Annotated in this window: 5 protein-coding genes and 2 pseudogenes; 4 read left to right on the top strand and 3 right to left on the bottom strand. The window is 39.9% G+C overall.

Annotated features, from left to right (window positions below; translation table 11 throughout):
- Positions 1 to 87 (top strand): annotated as a pseudogene (locus A9239_RS19195) (IS1 family transposase); the annotation flags it as partial.
- Positions 88 to 333: 246 nt separating this feature from the next.
- Here the strand turns inward: A9239_RS19195 and A9239_RS19190 are convergent.
- Positions 334 to 483, bottom strand: a pseudogene (locus tag A9239_RS19190) (IS701 family transposase); the annotation flags it as partial.
- Positions 484 to 1060: 577 nt separating this feature from the next.
- On the opposite strand from A9239_RS19190, the gene A9239_RS17360 reads away from it, so the two are divergent.
- The gene (locus tag A9239_RS17360; protein ID WP_048123662.1) at positions 1061 to 3805 is read left to right on the top strand and encodes a CHAD domain-containing protein; all 2745 of its coding nucleotides are present in this window, start codon (positions 1061 to 1063) and stop codon (positions 3803 to 3805) included.
- 70 nt (positions 3806 to 3875) lie between these two features.
- On the opposite strand, the gene A9239_RS17355 is transcribed toward A9239_RS17360, so the two are convergent.
- Positions 3876 to 5525 carry a Ppx/GppA phosphatase family protein gene (locus A9239_RS17355; RefSeq protein WP_048123664.1) on the bottom strand — a complete coding sequence of 550 codons (1650 nt, stop codon included), beginning with the start codon at positions 5523 to 5525 and terminating at the stop codon, positions 3876 to 3878.
- A 597-nt stretch (positions 5526 to 6122) separates the two neighbouring features.
- On the opposite strand from A9239_RS17355, the gene A9239_RS17350 reads away from it, so the two are divergent.
- Entirely contained in the window at positions 6123 to 8054 is a 1932-nt protein-coding gene (locus tag A9239_RS17350; RefSeq protein WP_052712949.1) for a PGF-pre-PGF domain-containing protein, read from the top strand.
- Between the two features lie 388 nt (positions 8055 to 8442).
- Positions 8443 to 8853 (top strand): cytochrome b5 domain-containing protein, encoded by a 411-nt coding sequence (locus A9239_RS17345; RefSeq protein WP_230629047.1) that lies wholly within the window; start codon positions 8443 to 8445, stop codon positions 8851 to 8853.
- Positions 8854 to 9024: 171 nt separating this feature from the next.
- On the opposite strand, the gene ppk1 is transcribed toward A9239_RS17345, so the two are convergent.
- Positions 9025 to 11211: a polyphosphate kinase 1 gene (gene ppk1 / locus A9239_RS17340; protein WP_080941609.1), complete on the bottom strand. Its 2187-nt coding sequence runs from the start codon at positions 11209 to 11211 to the stop codon at positions 9025 to 9027.
- Between the last annotated feature and the right edge of the window lie 164 nt (positions 11212 to 11375).

Below are 11375 nucleotides of genomic sequence, written 5' to 3'. Positions count from 1 at the left end.
TGTTATACGAAGAGTATTGAAATGCTAAAGTACCCTGTTCTTCTATTGATGAAACATAGAAATAAAGAGATAGCTATAATTAGTTAACAATGCCGACATTCCTCTAATAGCCATTTTCAAGGCTAACTTGATAATGAATTCATCCTTACGAAGATTTTTAAAGAAAGTATCTGTTCGATCATTGAACACTCTGCCACGAATGCGGCAAATATATTTGCGAACTCTCTTGTTCTTGATTTGATATGTGCCGTTGCCTATGATATTTCCTTTCCAGAGATACGATAAATTTACAATCTTGATTAGGACAGGAGATATCGTGAATTTTGGTTTTGGTCCTTGTTTTCCCATTAAAACATAAATGTCAACGGCTTTTGTTCTTACAAATTTGAGGAGATTTGTAGAAGGCCAAGGAGAATTTGAGATGAAGTGGCTTAAAGACTGATTGTTGGAACACTTACAACAGTAGATTGTCATTTTACTCATATCTTCCGTTTTGGCAGAAGAATCAAACCATTAAGGTAATCAATACAAACTGAAATGGCAGAACGAGTTTTTTAAGATAGGATTCAAGATATCTATCTGAAATGTATTTTTTTTACAGAAATATTATTTGACTTGATGAAATCAGCTGTTATTTGTTTCATGAAACTAAATTTATAAAGGAAAAATTATACATCACGGTTGACGTGAAAAGGAAATGTGACAAAGTCAAGTTACATTAGAACTATATATAATATTAACTAAATAAAAATGGAGCACTAACTCCATAGAAATGCTGAAATTTATTGGAATTTATAGTACTTCAACCAATATAACTGTTACCTTAAACGTACATCTGTATATTCAATATAACCATGTAATCACGGTAATTCCGCATTCTGGAAAACGCTGACTTGATAATTTACAACCATGAAAACATAGAAGAAAACTGCACTCGAATTTGTAAACCAGCCCTTTTATCACATAAGTATCTTTATTTATAAATTACTCCGCTTGAGCGAACAAAGTGAGCGAAACGGACCCGTCCTCCCGAGACGGGACTTGGGTGGGAGAAAAAAGTATGGAAATAGAATCAAAATTTCTGGTAATGGAAGAAACGGATTTTCAGGCCCTTGAAAGCCTTTCAAAGCTTGCTTCATACTCTCTTTCGGAAGCGAAAATCCAGTTAAATGAGGATATTTTCTTTGATACTGAGAACCGGTCTATTATGGCTTCGGGCTATTACCTGCGGGTCAGGAAATCATCTGGGGAAAACGGGAGCTGGGTAACCATTAAAAGCCTGGGAGGTTTTGAAGGTGGAACTCACAGGCGAGAAGAGTATGTAAGTTTCCTGCCTGAAGGAACTTCAGTACTCGCATGTCCTGATTCCCGTATTAGAGACCTGATTTTTGAATTTACGGCAGGACTTGACCTTTTTCCGCTGCTGTCCCTCAAACAGAAAAGGGTAATTCGCCAGGTAAAAATGGGAAAAAGGATTATAGCTGAGACTTACCTTGACCGGGTGAACCTGAAAAGTAAAGGCAGGGAAAAGCACTATAATGAATTTGAAGTTGAGCTTAAAAGTGAAGGAAGCTCGGAAGAGCTTGAAACTATCCGGCTTTTCCTGCTCAAGCATTACAACCTGGCAGAAAGCACTTTTTCTAAGTTCGAAAGAGCTTTTCTTTTCATGGAGAACCTTCCTGAAAAAACCTTCCTTAACCTGAGAGAAAGAGTTTTTTGCGCACAGCTTGCAGACCAGAAAAACATGTATGGGAAGCAGGCTCAGATTTTGATGGAACTTGATAAAGAAAAGAGCTGTGAAGAGCTCAGCCTGCTTCTGAAAGTTCCTCAAACCAAAATAAGAGCCCTGCGCTCAGAGTTTAAAGAAAAGAGACTTTCTATTTTTCCTTTTACAACCTATAAAGAAAAAGATCCTGAATTCCATCTTCAGGCTGGAAAAAATTGTATTTCAAAAAAGGAAAAGAAAGCGTCAGAATTTAAACAATGGAATCCGGAAAGCCTGCTTGAGTATTACGGAGCAAATAAAAACCGGGCAGAAAAAGGTAGGGAATATGCTCTTACACTTTTTGATGGACTGTCTGTATGCCACAGACTGGGACAGGAAGAGAGAAAACTCCTGGGACTTGCAGCCTTCCTGAAGGATAACGGAAACTCCATTTTTCCTGGCGAGAGCGCACGTATGAGCAGAGAAATTCTTCTGACACATCCTGTAAAAGGACTCAAGCTTCACGAAATTTTAATGCTCTCCTTGATCATTGAACTTCAGGATCTTTTTGTAAGCCATTACGTAAGCGAAAAAAACTTAATCTCAAACTTGAAAGGATTCCACACAGGACTGCCTCCCGGTCTACAGAACAAAGCCCTGATGCTTGCAGCCATTGTGTCAATTTCAGACCTTTTCGCATCCCTCAAAATTCAGCCAGGAAAGATAAGGTCGCTTGAAAACGTTCTGGAGATAGAAATAATAGGGGATGTAACTGAAAAAACTGCAAAAAAGTTTGAGGCACAAAGTAAACTCTGGAAATATCTATACGGAAGCAAACTCCTGTTTTCTCAGGCTGCTGAAGACGAAAAAGTTCTAATTGAAAAAGAATCCGAAATAAAAGAATCCGAAATAAAAGAATCTGAAATAAAAGAAATAGAAACAAAGAAACAGGCCGGAGAGGAAAAAAAACCAGAAAAAAAACAGGAAAGGAAGGAAAAAAGACTAGAAAAAAAACAGGCTGAAGAAGAAAAAAAACCAGAAAAGAAACAAGCTTCAAGGGAGAAAAAACCAGAAAAAAAGAAGTGCAGACCGGATGAAAAAGTAACTGTCAAACCGACTGACTCTATGGCGCAGCTTGCCTGCAAGATATTTTCCTATCAATTTTCCTGTATGCTCTCTCATGAAGAAGGAACTATAAAAGGGGAGGACATCGAAGAATTGCACGATATGCGGGTCGCAGTCCGCAGAATGAGAGCTGCAGCAAAGATTTTTGAGGCTTATCTTGATTCCGAACAGCTTGAGCCGCACCTCAAAGGGCTCAGGAGAACGCTTGGTTCACTTGGGGATGTTAGGGACCTAGACGTTTTCCGCGAAAAAGCCGAAAAGTACCTGAAAACCCTGCCTCCAGAACATGAACATGATCTGGACCCGCTTGTTGCAGTGCTTACGGAAGAGCGAGAAAAAGCCAGGAAAAACATGCTTGATTATCTGGACAGTGAAAAATACCGGACTTTCAAAAGAGACTTTTCAGACGTACTTGCCTCTCCAGAAACCCTGATCCTTCCTGCAACTAACAAAAAACATGATGCATTGCCCCATAGGGTAAGAGAAGTGCTTCCTTCAATCCTCTATGCACGTTTAGCAGATATCAGGGCTTACTCCGAATGGGTAGAAGGCCCTTATATTTCTGTAGAACGCCTGCACAGGCTCAGGATTGCAGCCAAAGGAATGCGTTATACCCTAGAATTTTTTGAGAGCGTGCTTGGAGAAGACGCAAAAAACCTAATCAAGGAACTCAAAACTTTCCAGGACCATCTAGGAGATCTCCATGATACAGTAGTTGCACTTGACCTGCTGGGTTCTTACCTGAGAACCGGAGAATGGGGTTCTGTCGAGAGCGAAAAAGCTTCAGGGAAAAAGAAATTTTCCGAAGGTGTAGAAGGAAGTGCAGAAGGAAATGCAGAAGGAATCGAATCCTATCTTGAATACAGAGAAGAAGAACTTCAGACTCTGCTCAATTCCTTTCCCGATGCTTGGGGAAAGATATGCAATGGAAATTTCAGGGAAAGGATTGAAAATGCAGTTAAAAACCTGTACTAACGTAGTGAAAAATCTGCGTTAGTATAATAACCTTTAGTATAATAACCTGTACTAATGCAGAAGTGTTAACTTAACTTTTTGAGGATATTTCAACCTCTGGAAGTTCCTCAAGATCAGCGTCTCCTTCTAAGACTAAGGGAACCCCAGCATCCTGCTTTATAAGGACTTTAGACTGAAGATTGTATCCGAATATTTTCTTGAAATATTTTTTCTGTTTCTCTACCTCCCAGATTTCGAGCTGGCACTCCTGTTGAGCGTGCATTTCAAGCACCAGGCTGTCGGTAGAAGCTATGTAAAACCGGACGTGGGAAATAACTCCATTGTGAGAACGATCCAGCCCTTCGGCAATGCGGAGCAGGGCACTGAGAACTTTTATACTTTTTACTGTGTCTTTATTAAGCCCGACAAGATTGGGATGTTTCTTTTTAGGCGTATTTTTCCTGTGGAAATAGGCAAGATTCGCTATGATTTCGATTTCTTCAGGCTGGAAACCCGGAAGATTGCTCTCCCTTATCAGGTGATAGGCATGGACCTGATGGGTATCGTATGATAGGAATGTCCCTATGTCATGCAGGATGGAACCGTATTCAAGAAGTTCCCTTTCCCCTTCCCTGAACTTATAAATTCCAAGCGCCTGAATACTGTCAAAGAGTTCAAGGGCAAGTCTGGTAACGATATGAGCATGCTCTTCATCGAAATTGCAGGTAAGCCCAAGCTGCATGATGCTGCGCTTTCTTACAGACATCTGAGTAATCATGTAGGAGAATTCACTCTTTGAGATATAGTCTACAAGCAGCCCCTCTCGAAGCCCGCGTTTACTTATTCTGATTTCGGAAAGCCCCATCTCTTCCATAAATGTCTCAATAATTGCAGCCCCTGCGATAATAATATCTGCTCTTTGCACATTGATTCCCGGGAATTTACGCCGCTCTTCGAGAGGTATGGAGCACATTGCCCTGACTATTTTCTTCAGGTCTTCATACTCCAGTTTCTCAAAACTCTCACGGGATGTTTTGTGCAAGTAAACAAAAGCGATCCTGGCAAGGTTTTCAATTGTTCCCGAACTTCCAATCGAACAGCTTATATCGTACTCGGAAAGGTCTTTTATTATATCTGTAATCTTGCGCCGAATATAAGCCTTAATCTGCTCATACTGTTCCTCGGAAACAGGCCCGGTTTCGTCCTGCAAAAACATATTTGTCAGCCTGACAGCTCCAAGGTTAAAGGAATAAAGATAATAACACCGGGTCTGGTCCCCTACCGATACTTCGGTGCTCCCACCTCCGATATCTATGAACAGAGCTTTTGAGTTCCCAAGCCGAAGCCCGCTTGAAACCCCAAGGTAAATGAGGCGAGCTTCTTCAGTTCCGGAAATTGTACAGACTTCCAGATTTGCTTCCTTTTTCAACATTTCGAGAAGCTGAACCTTATTGCTTGCGTCTCGCGTTGCTGAGGTAGCCACAGCTATGACCTCTTCTGCCCTGTAGGCCCTGGCAAGTTCCATGAACTTTTTACAGACAACAACTGCGCGTTCTATCGCCTTAGGCTGCAGAATTCTGTCTATGAATTCCCCATCCCCGAGCCTGACCGTTTCCTTCTGCTTGGTCAGGGGCAGGTAAGACCCATTGGGATTGATCCGGACCAGAAGAAGCCGGATCGAGTTAGTGCCTATATCGATAAACGCAACAACTCTGCCTTCGGAGATTTTCTCGGGTTCCATTATTACCACCTGAAAGCCCTGTCTTTCGTTTTTCTCGAAGGAGTCGAGAAACTCAAAATAAGCTTCACAATAATAGTTCATATTTTTATTCTATTTTAGATTATTTGACAGTGTGCCGAAAGTTTGTAATTGTTATTATATATTTATATTCTTTCTCCATATATAGTATAGTTTGTCTATTTACATACTAAATAAAGAAAGAGTATTAAAAGAGTTCTTTTTCAGGTTTTTTCTGCATTTTAGTATGGGAAAATTAAGCCGTTGGTTATTGAAAAAACACATATATGTGTAAATTTAAAATGAGTTTTGTATTTCGTGACAAAGTAGTAATCAAGAACCCCAGTATTCATATAAATTAGATACAATTTAAGTTTATAGACACATTAAGGCTGCAAAAATTTAGTTTTTAGTTTTGTCATAGTTTTGTCATTTTGTTGTTTTTGGGCAGTGTGTCGGTTTTTCATTAAAACCATAAATTTTGAGAAGTTGTAATGTAGCAATTCCATGTTGGGAGGTCAATTTTCCCATTGTACTTAAAAACTTGACTTTAAATTTATAGAAAATTTGCGACACTGCCATGGGAGGAGGACAATTAAAATGAGAACTCATTTTTTTAATTCTTTAATTTCTGTATTATTAACGATAGTAATAATTCCTGGATTGATACCCTGTATAGTATCTGCTGCAGATGGACAATTTGCAGACAACGGAAATTCGACAAATAGTACACTAACCTCCAATCTTATATTGGAAAAACTCTCCACTGACCCTGATTATCCAAAACCCGATAGTATGGTCGTTATTAATTCCTTAGTTAAAAACACAGGAAATGAAACCTCAGAACCAACGAATATAATATATTTAATTGGTGAAAACGAGGAAAAAGAAGAAGTCCCGGCAATAGAGGCTGGATCAGAAAAATTAATTTCCTACACCTGGACAACTCCTGACACGGAAGAAACAGTGACAATAAAGGCTTCTTTAGAGAACGTAGAGAATAGTGAGAAAGTAATTACTGTGAAAATAGTACAGGAGTCACTTCCAGATCTGATAGTTGAAGACCTGTATCCAGAATCATCAACACAACCCGAAGCCGGAAAACCTTTGAACTTTACCCTGAAAATAAAGAATGTGGGAGAAGCAACTGCCAATAATAGTACTGCAAAATACAGTAGTAACGGAACTTCAGGAGAAATCTCTATTCCTGAACTTTCAGCAGGGACAAGTACAAGTGCAGAATTTTCGCTGACTCCTGGAAATGAAGAGAACATGAGTGTAACAGCGATCGCAGATTCTGGGAATACCATTAGTGAAAGTGATGAAGACAATAATGAGATGTCAAAAACCATAAGTATAAAACGTGAGCTTCCTGACCTGAAAATAGAATCGATTTCTCTGAGTCCTGAAGAACCGCATCCAGGAGAGAATATAACCTTTACGGCAACAGTGAAGAATAATGGCTCTACAGCTGCTGAGAAAAGCGAAATTAGGTATGATATTAAAGGAAACAATGAAAGTTATACGGGAGTTACATCAATACCAGCCCTTGCAGCAGGTGAAACCGGAACAGGTATTTTTTTCTGGACTCCTGGAACCGAAGGGCAAATTGAAGTGAAAGTAACCGTGGATTCAGGAAGCATTGTTTCTGAAAGCGATGAAACCAATAATGAGTTCACAAAAACCGCAACCGTATATAAAGAAACAGTTTCAAGTGATGATGGAGGAAATGAAAGTTCGGGGTCTTCAGGCAGTGATTCAGAAAATGAGAGCTCAGAGTCTTCAGGCAGCGATTCAGGAAGCAAGAGATCAGGGTCCTCCAGCGGCGGTTCAGGAGGCGCCAGTCTTTCAAAAGAACCAGTCAGCAATGTAGAAGCAAAAGAGCTTGCCACCGGCAACGTTCAAAGTGGTTATCATATCAAGTTCAATTTTCTGGAAGATGCTACATGCATTACATATATCGAATTTGACCCAATAAAAACATTAAAGAGAACAATTACAACTGTAGAAGTCCTCAAAAATAAATCTGCTTTTGTCTCAGAAGTTCCTCCTAGCAAGATATATAAATATGTGAATATCTGGGTAGGAAATTATGGAGCAGGTGTCGCCAATTATTGCGAAAATGGGGCTATAGAGTTCAAAGTTGAAAAACCATGGATTGAAGAGAATAATATTAATCAGTCTCAGATAATTCTTCAATGGTACAATGAAAGCTGGGAGCCCCTAGATACCGAAAAAGTCACAGAAGATAAGAATTACGTTTATTTTAAATCGAAAACGTCTGGCTTCTCCTGCTTTGCAATAACCAATTATTCCGTAGATGGGGAAAACGTATCTATAGCCAGTGAACAAGCAGAAGAGGACGCTTTGATAAAACTTGACGGTGAAGCAAAAACAAGTATTCACAACGAAAGCTCAGAGAAAGACAGCGAAACCAACGACCTTATGGGAAAAGCCAAAATATTTCTGGCAATTTCTCTACCTCTGTTTTTGATTCTTATAGAGTACTTTGTAATGAAGAAAAAAATCTAAAAAATTTTTTTCAGAATTTTATTTTGAAATTGTGTGTGGATTGTTGAAACCCATAGAACCGTAATTCATCAAATGTAAAAAACAAACGAAACACATAGTACGACTCCGTAGAAAATTTATTATTGAAGTTAAAATCTTTAATTAAGCTTTATTCCAAGATTAACTGAATTATAAAGCTTAAGCAAACTGTTTTTATTACCTCTATTCGGTAAGTATGTTTATCTATTTTTCAGACGATTAACACTCTAGGCTTAGAAGTCAATCAGCTAACTGAAATAATAGATTGACAACTTAATAAATATTTAGATATAAACTACATGTGAGGTCAGGGACAAATTGAGGTCAGGAGCAAATTGAGGTCAGGAACAAATACAGTATCAGATGTTGGATGGGTAAAATAATGAGAAAAAAACTAATTATATTGATAGTTTTGTTTTGCATGTTCCTCGCAACAGGATGCGTGGGAAATAAACTGGTAACTCCAGAAAAAGCCGGAACCCAAGCTGATGCAGATACTCCAAATGGAGAAGAGGCAACTGAAACACAGAATTTGACAGAGAAAACGGAAATAAAAGAATATACACTTGAAGAACTTGCAAAGTACGACGGTACAAATGAAACGATATACATTGCTTATCAAGGTCAGGTATATGATGTCTCATCTGATAGTTATCTTTGGAAAGATGGCAATCATGAGGGATGTCCTGCAGGGAAAGATATAACCGAAGAATTAGACAGGACACCACACGGAGCTGAAATATTAAAGAAATATCCTATTGTCGGGACTTTGAAAGAATAATACAAAATTATGATAATTTTATAACAACTTTTTACGCATATTCGTTAAATTTTCTTGTTTCATACTATCACTTTTTGCCTATATGTCAGTAAACACAATTGGCACATTACCTAGGAAAATAAGTAAAAAAGTAAAAGAAATAAGGGAAAGCAAAAAGAAGAATTCCCATTTTCAGCCTTTCTTATAGCTTAAATCCCAGCTTCTGCTATTCTCAAGCATCCATAACTGAGAATCCAGTTCTTCTTCTTCAGGCTGAGGGTAGATTCTCTCAGTCTTGCCGTTAGGAAGCAGAAGGCGAGCTTTTACATTATCTTTAAGGTGAGTGCCAAGGATAACGTCTCTCACGACAGGGATATATTCGGAAGATACCGGAAAGAGGATTTCTACCCTGTTGTCCAGGTTGCGCGGCATAAGATCGGCGCTTCCCATAAGAATCTCTTCTTTTCCTCCATTCCTGAAATAATATATTCTGGAATGTTCGAGAAAACGGCCAACTATCGAGGTAACCCTGATATTTTCACTGAGCCCAATAATACCTGGCCTGAGGCAGCAGATTCCCCGGACAAGAAGATCTACCTTCACTCCGGCCTGAGAAGCCCTGTAAAGTTCCCGGATACACTGGTAGTCCACAAGGGAATTCATCTTGAAGATCAGGTGCCCATTTCCACACTTCTCGTGAAGGTCGATTTCACGCCTGATGCGCTCCAAAATCTGATGCCTTAGAGTCTGGGGAGCTACAAGGAGTTTGATATAATGGTCTTTTCGCGAATATCCAGTAAGGGCATTAAAAAGGTCAGAGACATCCTTACCTATGCATGGATCACTTGTCAGATACCCCATATCGGTATACAGTTTTCCTGTGACTGCGTTATAGTTACCTGTACTCATGTGCACATAATACCCGATACCTTCTTTTTCAGCCCTGACAACCAGACACATCTTGGAATGAATCTTACGTCCAGGGAAGCCGTAAGCTACATGAACCCCTTTGCACTCAAGTTCTTTTGCCCAGCCTATATTGTTTTCCTCATCGAAACGAGCTTTAAGCTCCACCAGGACCGCTACTTGTTTTCTCCGGTCCGCAGCCTTCATAAGGGCCTGAACAATTCTGGAATTGTCATCCACCCTGTACAGGGTCATTTTGATTGCCAGAACATCAGGATCTTCGGCAGATTCTTCCACGAAATCAATTACCGATTCGAAACTGTCATAGGGATGATAGAGAAGAATATCTCGTTTTTTCAGAGTTGCAAAAATTTTATCCCTATTTGCTAGTTGAGAATGTTTTTTCGGCTCGAAGGATTCATACTTAAGGTCAGGGCGATCGATCTTTGCAAGTTTACTTAGATTTGAAAGCCCCAGAGGAGCTGCAGACCTGAACATAAGGGAAGGGGAAAGGTCCAGGTTCTTAAGAAGAATATCCGAGATTTTTGCTGGCATTGTATAGTCGGTCTCAAGTCTGACAACCGACCCGAAGTAATTCCTGCCGACTCTTTGTTCTACAGCGGTCAGGAGGTCTTTGTCTCCATCCTCATCAAACCCAAGGTCTGCATCGCGTGTAATTCTGAAAGGATAAGCTCCAAGGATGCGCTGTCCGGGAAACAGGAGGTCAAGATTTGCAGCGATAAGCTGTTCAAGCCAGACAAAACGTCCTTTTTTCAGCTCTTTCAGACTGGAAGTTATTTTCTCCTGGTCTCCTTCAGGAACAACGATTAGTCGCATAAACATTGGAGGAATCTTGACCCTGGCAAAACGTTCCCCGTAATCCGGATCATCAATTAATACTGCAAGGTTAAGGCTGAGGTTGGAAATATGAGGGAAAGGATGTCCTGAATCAAAACCGAGAGGAGTAAGTAAAGGAAAAATATTTCTCTCGAAATAGTTTCTCAACTTTTCTCTTTCCTTCTTAGAAAGCTCAAAGTAATTAAGGACTTTAATTCCTTCTTTCCTGAGAGCAGGCTCAAGCATTTCATTCCAGCAACTGTCATTGAGAGGAAGCTGCCTGAGAAGCTCTTCCCGGATGACGCGAAGTTGTTCCTGTGCTGTCTCATCTGTCCGGTCATCTTTCATAGCTTCCACTATTCTTTTCTCGACGCCTGAAACCCTGACCATAAAAAATTCATCAAGATTACTTCCAAAGATCGAAAGAAACTTGACTCTTTCAAGCAGAGGATTGCGATCATCAAAAGCCTCTTCGAGTACTCTGTCATTGAACTGAAGCCAGCTGTACTCGCGGTCCGTATATAAACATGGATCGCTTAGGTCAGGCATACCGGAAACTTCTACCCGAGTTCCTTCAACATTATCCATCATCAGCCTATCAAAATCTGCACACTGAATGGGGAAGTTTCGCTCCATTGCTATCACGCGTGACCTGGGTTTTGCACTTATTCAAACTCGTCTTTAAAAATAATAAAAGATCTGAAGATAGGATCTCTGTAGATCTCATATTCAATTTCATTACCTGATTGTCACCCGGCTCTACTGGGTTAAAAAGAAGATATCCCCCGGGTTCACTCAAA

Source organism: Methanosarcina sp. A14, assembly GCF_001729375.1.
GTDB classification, from domain to species: domain Archaea; phylum Halobacteriota; class Methanosarcinia; order Methanosarcinales; family Methanosarcinaceae; genus Methanosarcina; species Methanosarcina barkeri.
The sequence above is the reverse complement of the archived record's forward strand: the minus strand, read 5'-3'. Positions and strand labels throughout refer to the sequence as shown.

Coding starts and splice junctions, on each gene's coding strand:
- A9239_RS17355 (WP_048123664.1), bottom strand. CDS start 5,525: ATGGAACCCGAGAAAATCTCCGAAGGCAGAGTTGTTGCGTTTATCGAT.
- A9239_RS17350 (WP_052712949.1), top strand. CDS start 6,123: ATGAGAACTCATTTTTTTAATTCTTTAATTTCTGTATTATTAACGATA.
- A9239_RS17345 (WP_230629047.1), top strand. CDS start 8,443: ATGGGTAAAATAATGAGAAAAAAACTAATTATATTGATAGTTTTGTTT.
- ppk1 (WP_080941609.1), bottom strand. CDS start 11,211: ATGGAGCGAAACTTCCCCATTCAGTGTGCAGATTTTGATAGGCTGATG.
- A9239_RS17360 (WP_048123662.1), top strand. CDS start 1,061: ATGGAAATAGAATCAAAATTTCTGGTAATGGAAGAAACGGATTTTCAG.